Raw genomic sequence first — 22,553 nt, 5'->3', positions numbered from 1 at the left:
TCGGCATGAAGCGAATCTAAAGTCCGTTGCTTTAGTGTCTCGTCGCGCCTGAAATCCCCCCGAACGGCACGATCTTGTTGGCCGCGTCATGGCCGATGTCGGCGCGGCCGAGATAGGCGATGCCGCTGCGCCGGCACCAATCCCGGACGATCTCCTCCGGGGTATGGCCGAACTCGGGATCGTTGGGCGGAATATCGCTGACCCGTCCCAGCCGGATGCCGGCCACGCGGCGGATCGCCGGTTGCGAGGTCAAATGGAACATCAGCCGGTCGATGGCATAGAGATGCTCCGACACCTCCTCCAGCATCAGCACATGGTCGGCGAGATCGGGTTCGAGCGGCGTGCCGAGCAGATGGCTGAGGACGACCATGTTGAAGGCAACCGTCTTCACACCGGGCACGAGCGACGGCTCCAGAGTGATGGCGTCGGCGGTATTCAGCCAATCGAGCGCGCGCTGCACCGCCGCATCGCCGCCTTCGCGGACCAGATCGGCCGGCATGGGGCCGTGCGCCACATGGCAGCCCTTGGCATAGAGACCGGCGAGCAGGAACCCGGCGTCGCTGTAGCCGAGATAAATTTTCTGGCGGGCGTAATCGTTGAGCTGGTCCAGCACCCGCTCGGCGATGCGGCAGGACCCGTAGCCGCCGCGGGCGAACCACACCGCATCGAAATGGGGATCGTTGGCGATATCCAGAAAAGCCCGCTCGCGCGCCTCGTCGTCGCCGGCAAAATGACCGTCGGAAAGGTGGCATTGGGGGTGAACGAGAAGGTGCGGTCCGTTCTCCATATCGCCCGCGATCAGGCGCACTTGCTGGGCCACTACCGGATCGAGCCGGGCCGATGGCGCGACAATGCCGACCAATTTGATGCGCATACGCCTTTTCCCTTCGGGATGACGGCTTTATAAGCTCGGGGCATGACTCTGGATAGACGCTATTTCTTCTGCGGGATCGGCGGCAGCGGCATGCTGCCTCTGGCCATGATCGTCGCCGGTCGCGGCGCCCACATCGCCGGCTCGGACCGCGCCCGCGATCAAGGGCGCAATCCCGAAAAATTCGCCTATCTCACGGCGCATGGCGCCGCCCTGTTCCCGCAAGACGGCTCCGGCGTCACCGATCCGGCAACCACGGTGGTGGTGTCCACCGCCGTCGAGGCCTCGGTGCCCGACGTCGCAGCCGCCCATCGTATCGGAGCGCCGATCGAAACCCGCGCCCAATTGCTGGCGCACCTCTTCAACAGCGCCAAGGCGCCGATCGGCATTGCCGGAACCTCCGGCAAGTCCACCACCACCGGCATGCTGGGATGGATCCTTTCCGCCACCGGACGCGATCCCACCATCATGAACGGCGCGGTGATGAAGAACTTCGTCCGCAGCGATGCCCCGTTCGCCAGCGCCCGCGTCGGCAAAGGCGAGACGTTCGTTTCGGAAGTCGACGAGAGCGACGGTTCGATCGCGCTCTACCGGCCGCAGATCGCCGTCCTCAACAACATCGCCCACGACCACAAATCGATGGACGAATTGCGCGTCTTGTTCCGCGACTTCCTCGCCAAAGCGGCGACGGCCGTCGTCAATTGCGACAACGAGGAGGCCGCCGCCCTGATGGGCGCCAATGCCGTCGGCTTCAGCCTCGCCGACGTCGATGCGGCGCTTTACGGATTCGACCTTCAGCCCGCCCAGGACGGCATCGCCTTCGCCGTGCGCGAAGGCGGCCAGACGGTGCGCCTGAAGCTGAACGTGCCGGGACGCCACAACGTGGCCAACGGACTTGCCGCGCTGGGCGCCGCGCGGGCCGTCGGCGTGCCGCTCGGCGAAGCGGCCGAAGCGCTCGAAGGCTTTGCCGGCGTCAAGCGGCGGATGGAACTGGTCGGCACCGCGGGCGGCATCACCGTCTATGACGACTTCGCCCACAACCCCGACAAGATCGCCGCCACACTGTCGACCTTGCACGACTTCCCCGGACGACTGCTCATCTGCTTCCAGCCGCATGGGTTCGGACCGTTGAAACTGATGCGGGACGGCTTCATCGATGTGTTCGCGCGGATGCTGAGCCCCGACGACGTGCTGGTGATGCCGGAGCCGGTCTATTTCGGCGGCACCGTCGACCGTAGCGTGTCGAGCGGCGAGATCGTGGCCGGAATCGCGGCGACGGGACGGCACGCCACGGCTTATCCGACGCGCGAAAAATGCGGCGACAAGCTGCTTGCGCTGGCCAAGCCGGGCGACCGGATCGTGGTGATGGGCGCGCGCGACGATACGCTTTCGACCTTCGCCGCCAGCCTTCTCGCCGAACTGGGCTGACGCGAAAACCGGCCGATAACGCTCCCATTCCTGCATTCGTATTCATCCTCCGTCTGCGGCGCATCCCGATGCGGCGCGGCGTACCATGCAGGCGCAGAGACGAACTCGGGGGCTTTCGATGAACAAGACTGCGCGCGGGTTTCTGATCGCCGCCGTTTGTGCCGGACCCGCCTTGGCTCAGAGCAATGACGGCTACGATCCGGACCGCAACTGCCGGATTTACGTCGTGCAGCGCCTGCCGGTACCGGTCCGCTGCATGGCCGAACTGCTCGGCAACTGGAGTCCCAAGCCGTACATCGACGGCGAGTTCATGTTCCGCAGCCGCCAGGAATGGCTCGCCTGGAAGGATCGCGACGATTATCGCCGCTGGAAAGCACACGACTATGCCGCGCACGCCGCATCACCGGCTCCCGCGAGCCCGCCCTCTGCTCCACCGCCTCCCGTCACGACGGTCGCGAACCAACCGGCCGCGTCGCTCTATTGCCCGCGCGAGATATCCGTCCGCCTGACGGTGGACCCGAAATCGCTGCAGGGCTGGTCGGCCACCGATCGCACCACGGTTTTGCGGCTCGAAGGATCGCCGCGCGCCGATGGCGGCACACTCATATGCCCCTACGGCCAAGTATCGCTGTCTCGCCCGGCCTGGGGCCGCTGTACGCCGCGCGCCGACGGCACCGGGTTCGACTGTACGCCGTAGGAATGGCGTTCCGGCACGTATAGACTCGTCCGCGCGATACGAGGGCGGGCGATGCGGTGGATTGCGGTCATGCTGATGACGGCGGCGGCTTCCGCCGGACCGTTGCCGCATGAAGCCTATGTCTGGCAGCGGCTGTGGACGCCCGATGTGCGCTCGGCGATGCACGATGCAGCGGGATTGTTCGCAGGCTATCGCGTGCTGGCGGCCGAGACCGATCGCAACGGCCATCTGCAATCCTTCGCCGTCGACTGGACCAAAGCGGACACGGCGGTGGTGCGGATCGACGGCACGCTGCGGCGGTTCGATGCTAAAATGCTGCTGCGGGAATTGGCGGCGCTGAAAGCGCGCTGGCCGCGGCGGATCGGTCTCGAAATCGACTACGACTGCGGTACCGCTTCGCTTCCGGCGTATGCCGCCTTCCTCAAACAGGTGCGGGCGCTGAAACCGGCGCGGCTGTCGATCACCGCCTTGCCGGCGTGGCTCGATTCCGCTGCCCTTCCGGCACTGCTGGCGCAAACCGACGAAACCGTGCTGCAAGTCCACGCGGTGCAAGCCCCGTCGCGGGACTTGTTCGACGTCCGGCTGGCGCGGCGCTGGATCGACGGCTTCGACCGTCTCGGCAAACCGTTCCGTGTCGCTCTGCCCGATTACGGCACCCGCGTGATCCGGTCCGAAGGCGGCGCCGTGATCGCCATGGAGAGCGAAGCGCCGAAACTGATCGGCGGCGCCAGTGCCGAGGAACTCACCGCGACGCCGGAAGCGGTGGCGGCCCTTCTCATCGACCTGAACCGCCGCCCGCCGCGCCACCTCACGGGAATCGTCTGGTTCCGGCTGCCGGTAAAGGGCGATGCCCGCATCTGGAGCCTTCCGACCCTGGCGGCCGTCATTCAGGGAAAACCGCTGGCGGCGAAGGTCGGCATCGCGGTCCGTACAGGCCTTGCCGCGGGCAGTCTCGACCTCCTTCTTACCAACGACGGCGACACCGACGCGCCCTCGCCGCGCGCAGTGCATCTGCCGGCGCGCTGCACACCGGCCGACGGGGTCGGCGGCTACCGTTACGACGCGCAAAAAAACACCCTCATCCGTCTTCAAAACGTGCTGATCCGCGCCCATCATGTGCGGGTGATCGGCTGGGCACGCTGCAACGCGGGCCAGGGGGAATTTCATGTGGAACCGTAAGATCGCGACGGCAGCGGTGCTGGCGGCCGGATGCGGCGCGGCCGCGATCGCCTGCGGACCATTCTTCCCTTGGCAGCTTCTCGACGAACGCGCCCAGACCCTGAAGGCGACGCCGGTCAACAGCTTCGGCTTCGAGGCGAAACATCTCGCTCCCGCCCCTGCCGACAAACTGAAGCCGGTCGAAAGCTTCGATTTCAGCTGGGCTTCGCAAATGAAGGACCAGCAGGCGGAAAACGCCGCCCGCGAACTCGGAGAAGCGGAAACTGCGGGCCTGTCGACCAACGAGGTGATCCTCCTGCGCACGGCGCGCGCGGCCGCGAGCGGACCCGAGGCGCTGGAGAAGGGCAAAGGCCTGCCGCTCGCCGTTCTGCACTACACCGCGGGCGCGGTCGCCTGGCACAAGGGCGATGAAACGTTCGCCAAGGCCCAGTTCGAGACCGTGCTGCGCCTGCCGGAAAACCTCCGCAAGCCGCGGGCCGTATGGGCGGCCTACATGCTCGGACGGATTGCGGCGGAGAACCGCGACGCGCCGGGCACCGCGAGCGGTTTTCATTGGGCACGCGACATGGCGCGGAAAGGCGTGCCCGATCCGCTCGGCCTGGCGGTGGCAAGCTACGGCGAAGAGGCACGCGTGCATCTCTACGCCGCGGAAGCTCTGCTGGAAGCAGGCGGCAAGACGGTCTCGGGCGGCCAAGGGTCGATCGACTCCGAAGCCAACAAATACTCCGGCAGCGTGCTGCCGGAACGCCAGAGCGAGCCGTTCCGCAAGGAAATCGCCGAAGCGGTTTCGCTTTATGCCGAACAGGCGGCCCGCGGCTCGGGAAGCGGGATGCAGTCCTTGCGCATCGTCGCCGAATTCCTGCTCGACCGCAGCGACCGCATCGCGGCCGTGGCGCGCGAACCGCAAGTGCAGCGGCTGATGGTGGCGTATGCGTTGCGGCTGGTCGAGAACAATACCTACGATCACAGCCACGACACCGGCTATACCGTTCCCAACACCATTCAGCTCAACAACCAACTGTCGGCCGAGCGCAAGACGGATGTGTTCGCCGATCTGATCGCGGTGTTGAAAACACAAACCCGTCCGGCCGGAGCCGACCGCATCGCCGCGCTGTGCTACAGCCGCGGCGACTGGGCCTGTGCGGCGGATTTCGCCAGAAAATCGGGGAGCCCGCTGGCAGCCTGGGTCGAAGCCAAACTCGCTACCCAGCGAGGCGATCTCGCCGCCGCGGCGAAGTTCTATGCCCAGGCGGTACACGGTTTTCCGGCATCGACCGCCCTCGAAGAGGACGGCCGGAAACTGATACTCGGCGAATCCGGCGTGGTGGCGCTGGCGCGTGGGGAGTATGTCGACGCGCTCGCCAAGCTGTGGTCGGCGTCGGGCACCTATTGGTCCGACGTCGCCTATCTGTCCGAACGCGTGCTGACGGTCGACGAGTTGAAAACCTTCGTCGATGCCCATGTGCCGCCCGGAAAGACGCCGGTGATGGATGGCAAGCCCGCACCTTACGGCACGCCGTTCGACAGCCGGGTCACGCTGCGAGACCTCCTGGCGCGGCGGCTGATGCGCGAGAAACGCTATGACGAAGCGCTGGCCTATTTCTCCACCGACAAGGTGCGCGAAGCCGCCAAGGCCTATGCCGCCGCCTTGAAGCGTGCGGACCATGCGTGGGGCAAGGTCGATCAAGCCGAAGCGCTGTTCCAAGCGGCGACCATCGCGCGCCAGTCGGGCATGGAGATCATGGGCACCGAAGGGCCGCCCGACGAGTACTTCACGCAGGGCGATTTCGAACTCGGCCTCGGCCGCAACACGCTGAACGGTCCGTTCATCACGCAAGGCGAACGGGACCGCTTTGCCGCCAGCAAGGCCATGCCGGACCAGCGCTTCCATTACCGCTATGTCGCTATCGGAGAGGCCGCAACCGCCGCCGGTCTGGTGCCGGCAAGGAGCCAGGCCTTTGCGGCCCTGCTATGCCATGCGACGGAGTGGTCGGGCCGCGATCCGGCGCGTGCCAAGGCGCTGTGGCTGCGCTATGTCAAACAGGGTGCACGGGTGCCGTTCGCCACGACGTTCGGCGTCAAATGTCCGGCACCGGATTTCAAGGGGGCCATCCAAATGGAACGCAAGCTGATGATCCGCGAAGCGCGGACCTATGTATCGCATCACCGCTGGTGGTTTGCCGGCGGCGGCGCGGCGGTACTCTCCATCATCGCCGGATTGGTGGTGTTTCTGCTGCTGCGTCGCAATCGGTAGACGTCATTCGTATTGGGGGGACATCATGTCGATTTTCCGTTTTGCTGCGCTGACCGTCGCTCTTTGTGCGGCGACCGTCGGCGCCTTCGGGCAGGAAACCATCACACCGCGCCGGGCCATCGAAATGGCAGCCGATGCCGCGCCGGCCGGCGTTGCGGGTAAGTTCGTCATGACCGTCCGCGCGACCGGCCGCGAAGACAGCAACATTTTCCTCAATTCGGAAAACGACTATCGCGACCAGCGCAATCTGACCGTCGTCGTGCCGCCCCTGGTCTCAGCCATGCTTCTCAAGAAGTTCGGCGCGCTGCCCGATGTCTATTTCACCGGCAAGACGATTGCGGTCACCGGCGAAGCCAAGCGGGTGAAGATCGTGTTCACCTGCAACGGAATGCCGACCGCGAAATACTATTACCAAACGCATGTGGTGCTGACGGATGACGACCATATCGAAGTCGTTCCCCCGCCGGCGGAGCCTCACTAAAGCGAGCCTCGCTGTCTCCTCATGACAAGCTGTCGCAGCGGGCACGGTTAATTCCGCTGTCGGCACAATTGGTCGCTGATCCCGGCAGGCGCTTGTGACAGCGCTTACTTGACACTGTCCGGGCGATGCCGGAAGGTCTGCGCCACCACAATAAGGACAGGTCTGACAGGGGGACCGCCGTGAACCTACACGTCATCGATATTGCCATCATTCTCGCCTTTCTCGCGACGAGCGTGATCGTCGGCTACTGGGTGTCGCATCGCGCCGCCAAGAGCACGAAAAACTACTTCCTCGGCGGCAACGTGCTGCCTTGGTGGGTGCTCGGCGTGTCCAACGCCTCGGGCATGTTCGACGTGGCGGGCACCATGCTGCTCGTCTACTGGATGTTCATCTACGGGCTGAAAAGCATCTGGATTCCGTGGATGTGGCCGGTCTTCAACCAGATTTTCCTGATGGTCTATCTGTCGGGCTGGCTGCGCCGTTCCGGCGTTACGACCGGTGCCGAATGGATCAAGTTCCGCTTCGGCGACAACAAGGGCGCCCAGCTCTCGCATATCATCGTTGTGGTCTTCGCCCTGGTCGGCGTGATCAGCTTCTTCACCTACGGCTTCAAGGGCATCGGCAAGTTCGCCACCGAATTCCTGCCTTGGCAGCTTTCGGGCGATCCGATCCAGAACGCCAATCTTTACGCGCTGATCCTGATGGGCCTGACGGCATTCTATGTGGTCAAGGGCGGCATGTTCTCGGTGGTCATCACGGAGGTGCTGCAATTCGCGCTTCTGTCGATCGCCTCGGTCGCCATCGGTATCATCGCCATGAACACGATCGCGCCCGATGCGATCAAAGCCGCCATTCCGGCCGGCTGGGACAACATCTTCTTCGGCTGGCAGACGGGGCTCGACTGGTCCAAGACGGTGCCGGCGGCCAACATGAAGATATTGGAGGACGGCTCTTCGCTGTTCGGCCTGTTGTTCCTGATGTACCTGTCGAAGGGCATCCTGGTGTCGGCCGCGGGCCCGGCGCCGAACTACGACATGCAGCGCGTCCTCTCCACCCGCAACGCCCGCGACGCCTGCAAGATGAGCGCGGTCGTCAACGTCGTGCTCAACGTGCCGCGCTATTTCATGGTGGCGGGCCTCACCATCCTGGCGCTGGTTCTCTACAAGACCCAGATCAACGCCATGGGCACGGCGATGGACTTCGAGAAGATCCTTCCCGACGCTCTGTTCTCCCAGGTTCCGACCGGCCTTCTCGGCATCACCGTGGCGGGCCTCCTGGCGGCGTTCATGTCCAACTTCGCGGCGACCGTGAATGCGGCCCCGCCCTATATCGTCAACGACATCTACCGCCGCTTTATCAATCCGAACGCGTCGGAAAAGACCTGCGTGCGCCTGTCCATCGCATCGTCGCTCGCCATCGTGGTGATCGGCATCTGCATCGGCTGGTTCATCACCTCGATCAACAACGTGGTGGGCTGGATCACCTCGGCGCTGTGGGGCGGCTATGCGGCGTCCAACCTCATCAAGTGGTATTGGTGGCGCTTCAACGGTTACGGGTATTTCTGGGGCATGATGACCGGCATCCTGTCGGCGCTGATCCTGCCGTTCCTGCTGCCGGCCGAGTTGCAGGCCGCCTGGCAGGCCAACCCGGCGCTGCCGCAGTTGCTGCGCGATTTTCTCACCCTGCCGACCGCTCTGGTCTGCTTCCCGGTCATTCTCGGCATCTCGCTCGTCGGCTGCTTCGCGGGCTCGCTTCTGTCCAAGGCCGAAGACGACGAAGTCCTGATGAACTTCTACAAGAAGACCCGTCCGTGGGGCTTCTGGGGCCCGGTGCTGAAGAAGGTCCAGGCGGCCGATCCGTCGTTCAAACCGAACCCGGACTTCTTCCGCGATATGTTCAATATCGTGGTCGGCATCGTGTGGCAGACCTCGCTGGTGGCGATGCCGATCTACTTCGTCATCCGCGAATACCAGCGCGCCGAAATCGCACTCGGCATCGTCACGGTCACCAGCGTGACGCTCTACATCACTTGGTTCCGGCACCTCAACAAGGCGTATCCGGATTCGGAACTCGCCGCGGCCAAGGAAGCGGTGCCTGCCGAGTAAACGACATTTCAAATTGTTGCGAAAAGGGCCGGTTCATACCGGCCCTTTTTGTTTGCGTCCCGCGTTAATTTCCCGCGATCGCTGCCCAAACATTCGGCACCACCGCACGCTTGAAGCGAGCAGCGAAAGCAAACGGGATCATCAATTGCGCAGGCGCTGTGGCGAAACCGCGCTCATCTGCGACAAAAGCTTAAGCTGTCAAATTGCTGCCTGTTTTCGCGGTGCATTTGGTCCATCGGAAAAATCAAAACGCAGTCATACGCGAGCCCGACCATCATGATGCCCGACAACAATCCGTTCCTCGAAGGCTACATCGCCACCATCACCGGCAAGATAGAGCCGTGCCCTTATGTCGAGGGTTCGGGCGATCACGAGCGCTGGTGCCGCGGCTTCGGCGGCAAGCCGGTTGCCAAGCTGGCAACGAAGAAAGCGGGATGCCCCTTCTCGACCTCGGCCGAGGGCCGACGTCCGTTCGTGGAAGGCTATCGGTCGGCGATCCTTGCCACCCGGTTCGGCCGCAATACCGTTTGCCCCTACGAGGAAGGCACGCCGGAATACGAACGCTGGTGGAAGGGTTTCCGCGGTCCGGTCGCGGCCGTGGCCAAGAAACCGATCAGCATTCCGGTGGCCGAAGGCCGCCGCCCCTTCGTCGAAGGCTACAAGTCGGCCATTCTCGCCATCCGCTTCGGCAAGCAGAACGGTTGCCCATACGACGAAGGCACTACCGAGTACGAACGCTGGATCAAGGGATTCCGCGGCCATATCGCCTCGCGGGCGATCGCCGAAATGGCGGCGCGCTGGTAGCACACCGCTGACGACATGAAAAAAAGGGGCCGGAGAAATCCGGCCCCTTTTCGTTTGCCCCCCGGCTTTAGCTCAATACCGCCTCGACCTTGACGGACTTGACGCCCGCGGGCGGTGGCGGAACCACCGAGCCGTCGATGGTTTTGCCGTCGACGGTGAGCGCGATGCGATTGCCCTGGCCGGCACGCTTGACGGTGATGTCGTAGGTCACGCCGCGATAGATGCGGGTGGCCGTGAAGCCGTCCCACGTCTTCGGAATCACCGGCGCAACGCGAAGGCCGCGGTATTCCGGACGGATGCCCAGAATCCACTGGGTGGCGGCGTAATACGTCCAGGCGGCCGTGCCGGTCAGCCAGGAATTCTTGGCTTCGCCGTGCGTCGGCGCATCGCGGCCGGCGATCATCTGCGAGAACACGTACGGCTCGTTCTTATGGAGATCGGAAATCTCCTCGCGCGCCGACGGGCAGATGCGGCTGTAGTAATCGTGCGCCTGATCGCCGTTGCCGAGAATGGTCTCGCCGATAATCACCCACGGATTGTTGTGGCAGAAGATGCCGGCGTTTTCCTTATAGCCCGGCGGATAGGAGGAAATTTCGCCGAGCTCGATGCGGTAACGCGAATAGGCCGGCTGCTGCAGCACGATGCCGTGCGGCGTGGCGAGATACTTCTTGACGGAGTCGAGCGCCTGACGGGCGCGGCCGTCGCCAAGGCCGATGCCGGCGATGACGCAGTAGCCTTGCGGCTCGATGAAGATCTTACCCTCGTCGCACTCCTTGGAGCCGACCTTGTGGCCGAAATCGTCATAGGCGCGCAGGAACCATTCGCCGTCCCAGCCGTGCTTCTTGACCACCTCTTCCATGTCGCGGGCCACGCCGGCGTAGAATTCCTCGTCCGCGGGACGGCCGTGTTCGCGCGCCAGAGCGGACAATTCCTTGGCCGAATGGACCATCAACCCGCCGATGAACACCGACTCGGCGCGCTTGCCGTCCTTGCCTTTCAGGCATTGGAACGACTGGCCGGGCTCGTCGGAGAAGCAGTTGAGGTTGAGGCAGTCGTTCCAGTCGGCTTGGCCGATCAGAGGCAGTCCGTGCGGGCCGATATTATCGAGGGCGTACTGGATCGAGCGCTTCAGATGATCGTAAAGCGGAACTTCGGTGCCCGGCGTGGTGTCGAACGGCACCGCCTCGTCGAGAATCGAGAAATCGCCGGTTTCCTTCAGATACTGCGAAACGCCGATGATCAGCCAATGCGGATCGTCGTTGAAGCCGCCACCGATGTCGTTGTTCCCCTTCTTGGTCATCGGCTGGTACTGGTGATAGGCACCACCGGACGCGAACTGGGTCGCCGCGAGATCCAGAATGCGCTGGCGGGCGCGTTCCGGCACCATGTGCACGAAGCCCAGCAGGTCCTGGTTGGAATCGCGGAAGCCGAGGCCGCGACCGATGCCGGATTCGAAAGTGGACGCCGAACGCGACATGTTGAAGGTCGCCATGCACTGATAGGCGTTCCACACATTGACCATCCGGTCGGTGTGAATGTCGGGCGTCGAGACCTGGCACTTGGCCAAGAGGCCGTCCCAGAACACTTTCAGCGCGGCGAACGCGGCATCGACGTTCTTGGGATCGCGGAACTTGGCGATGGTCGGCAGAACGCCCGCCTTGTTGACGGTCTGGCTGCCCGGCGGATCGAATTTCTGGTCCTTCGGGTTCTCGTGATAACCGAGGAAGAACACGATGCGACGGCTTTCGCCCGGCTTGAGGCTGAGCTTCACGTGGTTCGACGCGATCGGCTGCCAGCCATGGGCGATCGAAGCGGAGGACTTGCCTTCGGCCACCGCCTTGGGATCGTCCCAGCCGCGCCAGGGACCGAGGAACGCTTCACGCTGGGTATCGAAGCCGGCGAGCTTTTCCGACGAGGCGAAGAACGCGAAATGGTTGCGCCGCTCGCGGTATTCGGTCTTGTGGTAGATGACTTCGTCCACCACTTCGACTTCGCCGGTCGAGAAATTGCGCTGGAAGTTGGTGGCGTCGTCCTGGGCATCCCACAGACAGAATTCGGCCACGGAGAACAGCGACAGATCGGCGGCAGCCGCGCGCTCGTTGGTGACGGTGACGTCCCAGATCTCGAGGTTCTCGCCGACCGGCACGAAATAGCGGGTCGAGGCGGCGATGCCGTCCTTCTTGCCCGAAATGATCGAATAACCCATGCCGTGGCGGCATTCGTAGGCATCGAGCTTGCCGCGCACCGGCATCCACGACGGCGAGAAGAATGCGCCCGATGCGTTGTCGCGCACGTAGATGTAACGGCCGCCGAAATCCATCGGCACGTTGTTGTAACGGCCGCGGGTGAGACGCCTGAGGCGCGCATCCTTGTAATAGGAGTAGCCGCCGGCAGTCGCCGACAGGATGCCGAAATAGTTCTCACACCCGATATAGTTGATCCACGGCATCGGAGTGTCGGGACGGGTGATGACGTATTCCCGCGTCTGATCGTCGAAATGGCCGTATTTCATGGCGTTTCTTTCTCATTCCCCAAGCGGTTCAGCATTTCGAAACAAACTCGGGCGTTGTGGTAAGGACACTTCCAGGGACCGACCAGCACGGCATCCGCATCTTCGAAGCCGCGCACCGGTGTGCCGTCGCGTGTCAGCTTGGCGTGCCATTCGCCGTGTTCACGGTCGACGACATGGTTTTCGATGTAGTCCCAGACGCACCGCGCCGCATCGCGGAACCGTGCGTCGCCCGATAACTGATAGGCATTGTAGAATCCGACCACCGCTTCGGCCTGGACCCACCAGTGCTTGTCGGCATCGCGGATGTTCCCCTGCCCGTCAGCCTCGAAGAACATGGAGCCGTCGACATCGAGACCTTGAGCCAGACAGGCACCGGCCATCCGAAGCGCAACCGCCCGCGTGCGGGCGATCAAGGCCGCGTCGCCGACAACCTCGGCGGCTTCGACAAACAGCCAGCTTCCTTCAATGTCATGACCGAAGGACACGTTATCGATCAGCGAAGTCCAGTCCTCGTCGAAGAAAAGCCTGAAGTGACCGGTTACCGGATCGACGATGCGATTGAGCATGATTTCGATCAGCGCCTTCTGGCGTTGCCGCAATCCTTCGTCGGGCCAGACCCGCAAGAGATTGGTGTAGCCTTCCAGGACGTGCAGGTGCGTGTTCATCGACTTGGGACTGTTGAGGTCCTTGTCGGACAGCCGCATGTCTGCCAGCGCTTTCCAATCGCGGTCGAGCGCCTCGATATAACCGCCGCGGCGAGGATCGAAACAGTGCTGCTCGACCAGCTGATATAGCCGCTTGGCGAGGTCCAAGGCCGTGGCGTTGCCGGTCAGCCGATAATACTCACTGAGGGCATAAATCCCGAACGCCTGCGCGTAGGTCTGCTTGCGCAATGCGAGCGGCTTGCTTTGCCAATCCAGCCACCAGAACAGCCCGCCCGACTGGATGTCCCAGAAGCGGCCGGTCACGGTCTCGAACGCCCAATCGGCGGTTTCGCGCCATTCCGGTCCGATGACGCGCGCCGCCGTGGCGAACGTCCATAAGATGCGGGTATTCACGACGGACGCGCGCACGGCGTGGGGGCGGACCGTCAAATCGTCGGCGATCTCACCGAAAAAGCCGCCACCGGCACGATCGATGGCATGGCGCGGCCAGAACGGCAGGATATTGCCCACCAGTTCGGCGCGAACCCGCGACGACCAATCCCGAGGCGACCGCGCGACCCCTTTGGCGGGTGCCGCTGCGACTGCGCTTGTCATGTCTTTCCCTGAACTTCTGACAGCGCTTACAGTTCGCTTGATAGGCCCTCAGAGTCAAGCGCTTCCCGCATGGTTCTTCCGGGGTTGGCGGAACTTTACCGCTAGCGCCGCTTGGACATCTTGCCGCGCCTTGGTGAGGCGGTCGTTCGCGCTACGCTGGCAAGGTTGATTATGCCTCGAGGACGCCATGCCGCTTGTGGTTTGGAAGGATGAGTTCAGCATCGGCGTGCCGATGTTCGATGCGGAGCACCAGGACCTGCTCGACATCATCAATGCGCTGCACGATCAGGCCATGGCCGGTGCGCCATCCGAACAGCTCGCCGCCACCTGCGACCGGTTGATGGCCCACACCGTCACCCATTTCGACCACGAGGAGGCCCGCTTCGAGGGCTATCCGCGGGCCGAAGAACACCGCCGCATGCACGCCAAGCTCAAAGAGCGAGTCGCTGCGTTCCGGCGCGATATTACCGGTAATAATGCGGTGGACGGAACCAAGCTGATCACCGATTGGCTGGCCCACCACATCACCGGCGAAGACAAGACCTTTGGGGCATGGATCAGCGGGATTCACTGACTTGCAACCGGCCCGGCACGAGCTTTTGATCGGCACCGGCCATACAAAATAGAACAACAGGCAAGGGCGCGCCCATGAACTTCATGGAATGGAACAAGGGCTACAGCGTCGGGATCGCGATCTTCGACGAAGAACACAAGAAGCTGATCGCCATCATCAACCAGCTCCACGAGACGGTCGAAGCCGGCGTCGACCGGCTGGCGCTGCAGCGCATTTCCGACAGCCTCGTCGAATACGTGCTCATGCATTTCCGCCACGAAGAAATGTATTTCGACGACTGGGCCTACCCCGACGCCGCCGAGCACATCTCCATTCACACCAAGCTGCGCCAGCAGGTCTTCGAATATCGCAAGCAGATCATGGAAAAGGACAGCAGCGAACTGGCGCAGGAACTCGCCGTATTCCTGCGCGACTGGCTGGTTCAGCACATCCTGGTCGAAGACCGCAAATACGGCGACTTCCTCATCCGCAAGGGTCTCCGGTAGGACCTGCGCAACAACTACCGAAAGAGAACCATGCCCCTCATCGAATGGAGCAGCCAGTACAGCGTCGGCGTCGAGATGTTCGACGACGAACACAAGAAGCTCATTGCCATCATCAACGGGCTGCACGACTCGTTCGAACACGGCGTCGATCGCAGCGTCGCCCAGCGCGCGCTGGACGAGCTCGTGGACTACACGGTGCGGCACTTCGGGCATGAGGAAGAGCTGTTCGATAAGTTTGACTATCCCGACAAGGCCGCCCATCGCATCGCGCATGAAGAGCTGCGCCAGCAGGTGCTGGAGTATCGCGACACGCTTCTGGCCAAGGGCGGCATCGAAATGTCGCTCGAACTGATTACGTTCCTGCGTTATTGGCTGCTCGGGCACATCATGGCGGAAGACAAAAAGTACTGCCAGTTCCTGCGCAGCAAGGGACTTCGCTGATGCTTGGACGGGCGCGGCGAGCGCGCTAGAGTCCGTCCATGCACGCCATGATCCTCGAAAAAGCGGGAACACCGCTGGTTCCCAGACAATCCGGACCGCTGAAGCCCGGACCGGGACAAGTGCGGATCGCGGTCAGTGCCTGTGCCGTCTGCCGTACCGATCTGCATGTCGTCGACGGCGAACTGACCGAACCCAAACTGCCGATCGTGCCCGGACACGAGATCATCGGCCGTATCGTCGAGCTTGGTGACGGAATTGCAGGCCCCGCGGTCGGCACCCGCGTCGGCGTGCCATGGCTGGGCTGGGCCTGCGGACGCTGCGAGTATTGCTTGCGCGGCGAGGAAAACCTCTGCCCCTTCGCGCGCTTCACCGGCTACCAGATCGACGGCGGCTATGCCGACGAATGCATCGCCGATGTCCGCTTCGTTTTCCCTATGCCGGACAATTACAGCGATGCGGAAGCTGCGCCTTTGATGTGCGCCGGACTGATCGGCTGGCGCTGCCTGAAGATGGCCGGACCGGCACCGCGGCTAGGGCTCTATGGCTTCGGTGCGGCGGCGCATATCGTCATTCAGGTTGCCAAAGCGCGCGGGGATCGCGTGTTCGCCTTCGTCAAACCCGGCGACGACACCGCCAAGGCCTTTGCGCTTTCCATGGGCGCCGAATGGGCCGGCGATTCCGACAAGGCCGCCCCCGAACCGCTCGACGCCGCGATTCTATTCGCACCTGCCGGAGAATTGGTGCCCGCGGCCTTACGTGCCATCCGGCCCGGCGGCACAGTGGTATGCGGCGGCATTCACATGAGCGACATCCCGTCGTTCCCGTACGAGATCCTGTGGCGCGAACGGCAGATCAAATCGGTCGCCAATCTCACCCGCGCCGACGGCGAGGAGTTCCTGGCGTTCTGTGCAACACACAAACTGCACACCACGACGGTGACGTATCCCCTCGCCGACGCCAATCGGGCTCTGGCCGACTTGCGCGACGGACGGCTCACCGGCGCGGCGGTGCTGATTCCGTAACTACCGCGTTCCCAAGGCGGCGACCAATCCGGCTTCGACCTTGTCGGCGTCGGGCCCAAGGATCAAATGCACGCTGCCGCCAAAACGCACGAGGCTCCGGACACCGGCACCCCGCAGAGCGGCCTCATCGGCGGCATTCGGGTCCTTGAGATCGACGACCAGCCGGCTGGCGCAACGCGATACCCGCCCGATATTGACGATACCGCCCAAGGCCTTCAGGTAGGCGGCTGCCGCTCCGAGCGGGATCGGCTTTGCTTTCGCTGTTTCCACAGGGCGCGCAGACGGCGCCGCAGCAAGCGGCCTATTCATCGCCGCGCGGATTTCACTCGCCACCTGATCGGCGACCGGTCCTACCACCACCTGCAAGGCATTGGCCGATGGCCGCACAAATCCTTTGGCGCCGAGAGCCTTCAGCTTGGGTTCGTCGACCGCGGCATTCGAATTCACGATCAGCCGCAGCCGTGTGGTGCAGGCATCGACACTGGCGATATTCTCGGTGCCGCCGAGAGCAGCAAGATAAGCCTGCCCCCGCCCGGCGGCATCGACGACCTTGGCCGGAGCGGTGGCCGCGCTCGGCTCTTCGCGACCCAGCGTCTTGAGATTGAACACGCGGATCGCCAGACGGAACAGACCGTAATAGATCGCAAAATAGGCCATCCCGACCGGGACCAGCAGCCAGGGATGCTGCGCCTTGTTGAAGTTGATCACGTAATCGAAAAATCCGGCCGAGAAGCCAAAACCCAAATGCACATTCAGGAGGCTCATCACCACCATCGAAAAGCCGGTGAGGACGGCATGAAGGGCGTAAAGCGGCGGGGCCAGGAACATGAAAGAGAATTCGATCGGCTCGGTGACGCCGGTGAGAAAAGCCGTGAGCGCCATCGAGGCCAGCATGCCGCCGACCTCCTTTTTCCGGTCGGGGCGGGCGGTGTGATACATCGCCAGACACGCCGCCGGCAGGCCGAACATCATTACCGGGAAAAATCCCGACATGAAGGCACCGGCACTGGGGTCGCCCGCAGCGAAGCGATTCAAATCGCCGGTCACGCCGTGAAAGCTGCCGAGGTTGAACCACACCAGCGAGTTCAGGATGTGGTGCAGTCCGGTGACGATCAAAAGCCGGTTGAGCGCGCCGTAGATGAACAATCCCAACGCGCCGAGCTGGACGACGCCATGACTGAACACGTCCATCGCATGCTCGATGGCGAATCCGGACGTGCCGATGACGAACGCGAGCAGCAACGCCGAGAACCCCGCCGCAATCGGCACGAAGCGGCGGCCGCCGAAGAAGGCGAGATACTCCGGCAGTTTGATGGCGTGATAGCGATTATAGAGCCAGCCCGCGACAAGGCCGGACACGATGCCGGTCGGCACGCTGAGATGCTTGATGGTTTGATCCTTGAACGCGGAGGCAGCCCACTCCGCCGCCTTGCCGCTGTAGCTGGAAAGTTCCGACGGTGGGACAACCATCAAGGCCTTGGCGGCGTAGGTCGCCACCACGTAACACACCACGCCGGCGATGGCGGCCGCGCCGTGGTTTTCCTTGGCCAGACCCACCGCGACACCGGCCGCGAACAAAAGACCGAGATTGGCGAAAATCGCGTTGCCTGCCTCGGTGATGAAGGCGACGTTGAGCAGATCCGGTTGACCGATGCGCAACAGAATGCCCGCCGCCGGCAGGACGGCGATCGGCAGCATCAAGGCGCGGCCCAGAGGCTGCAGGACCTCGAAGACGGATTTCATCAGCGGTCCTCCTCGACGAAGTTGGCTTTGACCAGGGCGCGCACAGCCTCGGGCGTTTCGAGCTCCAGTGCGGCGCGCGCGGCGGTGCGGCAGGCGTCGCTATTCAATCGGCGGATGGCCGCTTTCAGCCTCGGGACCACCGGCGGCGGCACCGACAGTTCGGAAATGCCGAGTCCGATCAGGATCGGCGCGGCCACCAGGTCGGCAGCGAGGCCGCCACACACCGCAGCGGACTTGTGCACGGCATTGGCCGCGTCGGACGCACGGGCGATCAGGCGCAGCACGGCCGGATGCAGCGCATCGAGCTGCCCCGACAAGGCGCGATGCCCGCGATCGATGGCCAATACGTATTGCGTGAGGTCGTTGGTGCCGATGGAAAGAAAGTCGGCGTCCGCCACCAACTGGTCAGCCAGCAGACCGGCGGACGGCGTCTCCACCATCGCACCGAGCGGCAGCGACGCGCCCATCCCGGCGAGCACAGTGCGGATTGCACGGATTTCGTGCGGCGCGGTGATCATCGGCAGCATGATCCTCACCTGCCCTTTGACGCGCGCGGCCGCCTTGAGCTGGGTCGTCAGAAGTTCAGGCCAGACGCTCGCCGTGCGTACGCCACGAAGACCGAGTTGCGGATTGTCTTCCGGCGGGAAGTGCAAATACGGCACCGGCTTGTCGGCACCGATATCGAAGGTGCGGATGATGAAAGGACGGCCGGCGAGCGCGTCGGCGATGCCTTGATAGGCGGCAAACTGCTCGTCTTCGCTCGGCGGGGTCTCGCGATCCATGAACAGAAACTCGGTCCTGAGCACGCCGCAGCCTTCGGCGCCGAGCCCCACCGCTTCCGCCGCTTCGGCGGCGCCCTTGCCGAGATTGGCGAAGACTTCCACCCGCACGCCGTCGGCCGTGACGCAATCGGACACCGCTTCGGACTGTTCCCGCTGGCGGCGAGCCGCTGCCGCCGCGACGCGCTGTCTGGTGTCGGCGACCGCGGCCGCATCAGGCGCTAGATCGACGAAACCATCATCCGCATTGAGAAGAAGTTCGCCACCCTCCCGGATCGCCAGCACCTGCGGCCCGGCGCCGACCAGAGCGGGGATGTTCATGCCCGCAGCAAGTATCGCAGCATGAGAGGTCGGTCCGCCGCCGGACGAAACAAAACCTGCAATGCCGGACTTCAGATCGGAGGGAAGGATTTCTTCGGCGATCAGGATGGCGCCCGGCGGCAAAGCGCGTTCTGGCGCGGCCGTCGCCCCCGTGAGAAGCGCCAGCACCTGACGCTCGAGATCGACGAGATCGCCGGCCCGCTCGCGCATCCGCATGTCGTCCATCGTCCGCAAGCGCTCCGCGGAAACGCGAACCGTGCTGCGGAAGGCGAACGCCGCACTCTTGCCCTCGCCGATCTTCTTTTCGGCCGCCGCAACAAGATCGGGATCATCAAGAAGCGCCACATGCGCCGACAGGATTTCGCGACGGACGCGATCCCCCGAAGTCGCCGTCCGCTCCAAACGCGCGCGCAATTGGGCAATAGCTTCCCGCAACGCCTTGGTTTCGGCGGCGATGCCGCGCCCCGCTTCCACCACCGCGATCTCGCGCCCGCTCATCTGCACGGCAACGCCGACAGCCCGGCCGGGCGCGGCAGCAATGCCGTGAATCCGTGTTGCTGTGTTGGACGGCAGCGCACGCGGAGCAAGGGCCGGCGCCAGCACACGATGCTCCCGCTCGCCCACGGCGGCCACGACCGCGACGATGGCATCGGTGGCGGCGCGCGAGGGAGCGCTAATCGCGACTTCGTCGCCCTGGTGCACGCCAAGGCTCATGATGGCGGTCGCGCTCTTGGCGTTGGCACTGCGGCCGCGACAGGTAAGCGTTATCTCGCCGGCAAAGCGTTTGGCCGTAGTGGCGATCAACGCCGACGGACGGGCATGCAGACCATGTTCGCTGGCGACGACCGCCTTGGCTGTCACGGTCGCGGTACCGCTGGCGGCCTCGGGCGCAGTGCCGAGCGCGGCGATTTCCAGCAGAAATGCACCAGCTACGACTTCACAATTCTCCGCCCGGCGAAGGATGCGCAGGCCTTCGCCGCCAACGACGATCACGGGCGAGATCAGGCTTTTGGCGTTGCGGGCAAGGAAATCGAGATCGGCCATCAAGACCGGATCGCCCGCCTTGACCACCTGACCTTCACGCGCCAAGGCCTTGAAGCCCTCGCCTTTGAGCGCAACGGTATCGAGACCGACATGGGTGAGAATCTCGATACCACTGGCAGCACGAATGGTGAAAGCGTGTGCGGCAAGCGTCGCGATCACGCCATTGCACGGCGCCACGATCCGTCCATCGGTAGGGTCGATAGCGACGCCGTCGCCCATAATCTTGTCGGCAAATACCGGATCGGGCACCTCGCCCAGCGGGGCCACCCATCCGGTCATCGGCGCCAGCACCGTGACCATGATTACTCCTTGCGCAAGGGCTGAACCCAATCGATCGCCCAGACCGGATCGACCTTGCGGCGTGCAAAATTGAGGCAGATGTCGTGGACACCGGCCTGCGACGCCCACGTCGTGCGGATCGTCCGATAGCCGCGCGTCTTCGGCAGTTTCACGATCGCCAGTACCGGGCCCGCGCAATCGTCACGCCGGATTTCGAGTTGGCCGCTGCGCGCCGCCTTCGGATCGAGCGGGATTTTGGTGATGTCGTGCATCAGCTGGAAATTGAACGGAAGCGGCGCCACAGAGACATCGAGCCCCTTGAGAGCGCCAAGATCGGCGTGCCGGTAGATCCAGCACGGATGCATCACATTGACCATGGACACCTTGCCGTCGCGGCTTCTCTGGGCCAGCGGCAGGTCATTGGTGCACTGATTCATTGTCCACGAACTACGGCGCAAAATCGACGACGCATCGAGGCGTTTCGACGTGACCGGACCGATTCGCTGTCCATCGGAAAAGGTGGCCGCCTCCAGCGTTACCGGCATCGCGGTTTCGAACGGCGCCGTGTAGAGAGGCGAATTCGGTCCCGGCTCGGAGCCGTCCAGCGTGTAGCGAAGTGCCCCGAACTTGGCCTGATTGGTGAGCGTTATGCGGGCGCCGGCCGGCGACGGCTCCGCCCCGACATCGACCGCAAACACGACCGGCGCATACGGCAAATCGAACGCGGCGTAGCGGTCAAACTGAGCCGGCAGTGCTCCAACAAATCTGTTCCAGTCGTGCTCCGTCGACCAGCCGGTTTCGGCGAGGGCGGCGGCGCGCGGGAACACAGCCCGGAACATCGCCTGCGGCGTCGGCATGTGTTCGGTCCAGGCGTTCGCCTGCACGCCGATGAGATGCTTCTCCAGCGCCCCCTTCGGCGCAGGATCGAAGGCGTAAACCTCACGCAGCGGAATTTCCGGGCCACGGCAGGTCGGTTCGCCCAGGCGCTGCGCCTGACAATAATCGAGATAGTAGGTCGGTGCCGGCGACAGCACGACGTCATGGCCGAGGTTGGCCGCCTCGCTGGCGCTTTCGACCGTGCGCCAGCTCATCACGGCCGCGTCGGGCGACGGGTGGCCTTCGATAATCTCGTCCCAGCCGATCGGACGTCGGCCATGGGCCAGCAGGAATTTGCCGATGCGGTCGGTGAAATAGCCTTGCAAGGCCTTGGTGTCCGATATGCCGAGCGCCCGCATCCGCTTCTGTACTTCCGGTGAAGCGTCCCATTGATCCTTGGGAGCTTCGTCGCCGCCGATGTGAATGTAAGGCGACGGGAACAGCGCCATCACTTCGGAAAGAACATTCTCGAGAAACGCGAAGGTCGTGTCGTTCACGTTGTAGAGATAGGGAAAGACGCCCCAATCGCCCGAGGGACCTTTGGAGACGCGCTTGACCGACCCGAGCCGCGGATAGGCAGCGATCGCTGCCAGCGCATGGCCGGGCATCTCGATTTCCGGCACGACGGTGATGTTGCGCGCTTTCGCATAGGCCACGATGTCACGGATTTCGGCTTGCGTATAATAGCCGCCATAACGGCCTTCACGGCTGTTGAACCGGTATGCGCCGACCTGGGTCAGGCGAGGATACCTCTTGATCTCGATCCGCCAACCCTGATCGTCGGCCAGATGCCAATGCAGCACATTCAGTTTATGCCACGCCATCGCGTCGAGGAGCGTCTTGACGGCGGCGGGCGGCTGAAAGTGACGGACGGAATCGAGCATCAGTCCGCGCCAAGCAAAGCGCGGGGCGTCGTCGATGGTCACGGCGGGAATATCGATCTCGCCTGTGGCGCCCGCCTGCTGCGTCGCCAGTTGGAATAGCGTCGCCGCGCCGTAGAGAAATCCGGCATCTCTCGCCGCTTCGATGGTGATATTCGAGGGCGTGACGGTGAGGCGATAACCCTCGCCCGCCGGCGCCACGGTACGCCGAAACACGATGGCAGGACCGGAGGCAGCTTGCGATAGCGTCAAGCCGCGGCTCTTGGCGATCCAAGCCCGCAGCCTGTCGGCAGCGGCAGCACAACCTGCATCATTCGTCCCGGTACAGACGATCGGCGTCGCCGCCGCAAGACGGAACGTGCCCGGCTCCCGCGTCAGCGCGCGCGGCCAGGGGATCAAGCTCAAATCGGCAGCCGGGGCACCTACGAACGGCAGCACGGCAAGAACGACTGCCGTCAATCGCAAGCGAAAAAGCATTTTGGCGGGCCGCGTCGAAACAGAAGGCACTCTATCGGCGC

At 63.7% G+C, this 22,553-nt stretch carries 17 protein-coding genes; 11 read left to right on the top strand and 6 right to left on the bottom strand.

What is annotated here, in order from left to right; translation table 11 throughout:
- Window positions 1–31: 31 nt before the first annotated feature.
- Window positions 32–874 (bottom strand): LD-carboxypeptidase, encoded by an 843-nt coding sequence (locus FHS84_RS15065; protein WP_166935779.1) that lies wholly within the window; start codon window positions 872–874, stop codon window positions 32–34.
- A 42-nt stretch (window positions 875–916) separates the two neighbouring features.
- Between FHS84_RS15065 and FHS84_RS15060 the strand changes: the two genes are divergently transcribed.
- The 7 genes from FHS84_RS15060 (at window position 917) to FHS84_RS15030 (ending at window position 9,819) form a co-directional block, all read left to right on the top strand.
- A complete protein-coding gene (locus tag FHS84_RS15060; protein WP_166935777.1) occupies window positions 917–2,299 on the top strand; it encodes a glutamate ligase domain-containing protein in 1,383 nt (460 codons plus the stop codon).
- A gap of 118 nt (window positions 2,300–2,417) precedes the next feature.
- Window positions 2,418–2,996 (top strand): hypothetical protein, encoded by a 579-nt coding sequence (locus FHS84_RS15055; protein WP_166935775.1) that lies wholly within the window; start codon window positions 2,418–2,420, stop codon window positions 2,994–2,996.
- A gap of 51 nt (window positions 2,997–3,047) precedes the next feature.
- Window positions 3,048–4,175 (top strand): DUF3142 domain-containing protein, encoded by a 1,128-nt coding sequence (locus tag FHS84_RS15050; RefSeq protein WP_166935773.1) that lies wholly within the window; start codon window positions 3,048–3,050, stop codon window positions 4,173–4,175.
- The gene (locus FHS84_RS15045; RefSeq protein WP_166935771.1) at window positions 4,162–6,429 is read left to right on the top strand and encodes a hypothetical protein; all 2,268 of its coding nucleotides are present in this window, start codon (window positions 4,162–4,164) and stop codon (window positions 6,427–6,429) included. The genes FHS84_RS15050 and FHS84_RS15045 overlap by 14 nt, the downstream gene beginning before the upstream one ends.
- Window positions 6,430–6,454: 25 nt before the next feature.
- A complete protein-coding gene (locus FHS84_RS15040; protein ID WP_166935769.1) occupies window positions 6,455–6,910 on the top strand; it encodes a hypothetical protein in 456 nt (151 codons plus the stop codon).
- A 179-nt stretch (window positions 6,911–7,089) separates the two neighbouring features.
- Entirely contained in the window at window positions 7,090–9,015 is a 1,926-nt protein-coding gene (locus FHS84_RS15035; protein ID WP_166935766.1) for a sodium:solute symporter family transporter, read from the top strand.
- A 276-nt stretch (window positions 9,016–9,291) separates the two neighbouring features.
- Window positions 9,292–9,819 (top strand): hypothetical protein, encoded by a 528-nt coding sequence (locus FHS84_RS15030; RefSeq protein ID WP_166935764.1) that lies wholly within the window; start codon window positions 9,292–9,294, stop codon window positions 9,817–9,819.
- A 67-nt stretch (window positions 9,820–9,886) separates the two neighbouring features.
- Here FHS84_RS15030 and FHS84_RS15025 read toward each other — a convergent pair whose 3' ends face one another.
- Both FHS84_RS15025 and FHS84_RS15020 read right to left on the bottom strand, forming a co-directional pair.
- The gene (locus FHS84_RS15025; RefSeq protein WP_166935762.1) at window positions 9,887–12,331 is read right to left on the bottom strand and encodes a glycoside hydrolase family 94 protein; all 2,445 of its coding nucleotides are present in this window, start codon (window positions 12,329–12,331) and stop codon (window positions 9,887–9,889) included.
- The gene (locus tag FHS84_RS15020; protein WP_166935760.1) at window positions 12,328–13,590 is read right to left on the bottom strand and encodes an AGE family epimerase/isomerase; all 1,263 of its coding nucleotides are present in this window, start codon (window positions 13,588–13,590) and stop codon (window positions 12,328–12,330) included. The genes FHS84_RS15025 and FHS84_RS15020 overlap by 4 nt, the downstream gene beginning before the upstream one ends.
- Window positions 13,591–13,777: 187 nt before the next feature.
- Between FHS84_RS15020 and FHS84_RS15015 the strand changes: the two genes are divergently transcribed.
- From FHS84_RS15015 to FHS84_RS15000, 4 genes are all read left to right on the top strand, one after another.
- Window positions 13,778–14,164 (top strand): bacteriohemerythrin, encoded by a 387-nt coding sequence (locus tag FHS84_RS15015; RefSeq protein ID WP_166935758.1) that lies wholly within the window; start codon window positions 13,778–13,780, stop codon window positions 14,162–14,164.
- Window positions 14,165–14,238: 74 nt separating this feature from the next.
- The gene (locus FHS84_RS15010) at window positions 14,239–14,649 is read left to right on the top strand and encodes a bacteriohemerythrin (protein ID WP_166935756.1); all 411 of its coding nucleotides are present in this window, start codon (window positions 14,239–14,241) and stop codon (window positions 14,647–14,649) included.
- Window positions 14,650–14,679: 30 nt separating this feature from the next.
- Complete coding sequence (locus FHS84_RS15005; RefSeq protein ID WP_166935754.1) at window positions 14,680–15,090, top strand: bacteriohemerythrin; 411 nt, start codon at window positions 14,680–14,682, stop codon at window positions 15,088–15,090.
- Window positions 15,091–15,128: 38 nt separating this feature from the next.
- Window positions 15,129–16,112, top strand: a complete 984-nt coding sequence (locus tag FHS84_RS15000) for a zinc-dependent alcohol dehydrogenase family protein (RefSeq protein WP_166935752.1) — start codon at window positions 15,129–15,131, stop codon at window positions 16,110–16,112.
- Here the strand turns inward: FHS84_RS15000 and nagE are convergent, their stop codons facing one another.
- The 3 genes from nagE to FHS84_RS14985 are packed head-to-tail and all read right to left on the bottom strand — an operon-like array spanning window position 16,113 to window position 22,512.
- Window positions 16,113–17,855: an N-acetylglucosamine-specific PTS transporter subunit IIBC gene (gene nagE, locus FHS84_RS14995; RefSeq protein WP_166935750.1), complete on the bottom strand. Its 1,743-nt coding sequence runs from the start codon at window positions 17,853–17,855 to the stop codon at window positions 16,113–16,115.
- Window positions 17,855–20,299: a phosphoenolpyruvate--protein phosphotransferase gene (gene ptsP, locus FHS84_RS14990; protein WP_166935747.1), complete on the bottom strand. Its 2,445-nt coding sequence runs from the start codon at window positions 20,297–20,299 to the stop codon at window positions 17,855–17,857. Before ptsP ends, nagE begins: the two co-directional genes overlap by 1 nt.
- Before the next feature lie 2 nt (window positions 20,300–20,301).
- A complete protein-coding gene (locus FHS84_RS14985; RefSeq protein ID WP_166935745.1) occupies window positions 20,302–22,512 on the bottom strand; it encodes a family 20 glycosylhydrolase in 2,211 nt (736 codons plus the stop codon).
- Between the last annotated feature and the right edge of the window lie 41 nt (window positions 22,513–22,553).

Origin of the sequence: Rhizomicrobium electricum, from assembly GCF_011762045.1 — a bacterium.
Taxonomy (GTDB): domain Bacteria; phylum Pseudomonadota; class Alphaproteobacteria; order Micropepsales; family Micropepsaceae; genus Rhizomicrobium; species Rhizomicrobium electricum.
Note: the sequence above shows the minus strand (reverse complement) of the source record. Positions and strands in the feature narration are given on the sequence as shown.

Bases quoted from the DNA above. Each gene is read 5' to 3' on its own strand.
- FHS84_RS15065 (WP_166935779.1), bottom strand. From the start codon at position 874: ATGCGCATCAAATTGGTCGGCATTGTCGCGCCATCGGCCCGGCTCGAT.
- FHS84_RS15060 (WP_166935777.1), top strand. From the start codon at position 917: ATGACTCTGGATAGACGCTATTTCTTCTGCGGGATCGGCGGCAGCGGC.
- FHS84_RS15055 (WP_166935775.1), top strand. From the start codon at position 2,418: ATGAACAAGACTGCGCGCGGGTTTCTGATCGCCGCCGTTTGTGCCGGA.
- FHS84_RS15050 (WP_166935773.1), top strand. From the start codon at position 3,048: ATGCGGTGGATTGCGGTCATGCTGATGACGGCGGCGGCTTCCGCCGGA.
- FHS84_RS15045 (WP_166935771.1), top strand. From the start codon at position 4,162: ATGTGGAACCGTAAGATCGCGACGGCAGCGGTGCTGGCGGCCGGATGC.
- FHS84_RS15040 (WP_166935769.1), top strand. From the start codon at position 6,455: ATGTCGATTTTCCGTTTTGCTGCGCTGACCGTCGCTCTTTGTGCGGCG.
- FHS84_RS15030 (WP_166935764.1), top strand. From the start codon at position 9,292: ATGATGCCCGACAACAATCCGTTCCTCGAAGGCTACATCGCCACCATC.
- FHS84_RS15025 (WP_166935762.1), bottom strand. From the start codon at position 12,331: ATGAAATACGGCCATTTCGACGATCAGACGCGGGAATACGTCATCACC.
- FHS84_RS15020 (WP_166935760.1), bottom strand. From the start codon at position 13,590: ATGACAAGCGCAGTCGCAGCGGCACCCGCCAAAGGGGTCGCGCGGTCG.
- FHS84_RS15015 (WP_166935758.1), top strand. From the start codon at position 13,778: ATGCCGCTTGTGGTTTGGAAGGATGAGTTCAGCATCGGCGTGCCGATG.
- FHS84_RS15010 (WP_166935756.1), top strand. From the start codon at position 14,239: ATGAACTTCATGGAATGGAACAAGGGCTACAGCGTCGGGATCGCGATC.
- FHS84_RS15005 (WP_166935754.1), top strand. From the start codon at position 14,680: ATGCCCCTCATCGAATGGAGCAGCCAGTACAGCGTCGGCGTCGAGATG.
- FHS84_RS15000 (WP_166935752.1), top strand. From the start codon at position 15,129: ATGCACGCCATGATCCTCGAAAAAGCGGGAACACCGCTGGTTCCCAGA.
- nagE (WP_166935750.1), bottom strand. From the start codon at position 17,855: ATGAAATCCGTCTTCGAGGTCCTGCAGCCTCTGGGCCGCGCCTTGATG.
- ptsP (WP_166935747.1), bottom strand. From the start codon at position 20,299: ATGGTCACGGTGCTGGCGCCGATGACCGGATGGGTGGCCCCGCTGGGC.
- FHS84_RS14985 (WP_166935745.1), bottom strand. From the start codon at position 22,512: ATGCTTTTTCGCTTGCGATTGACGGCAGTCGTTCTTGCCGTGCTGCCG.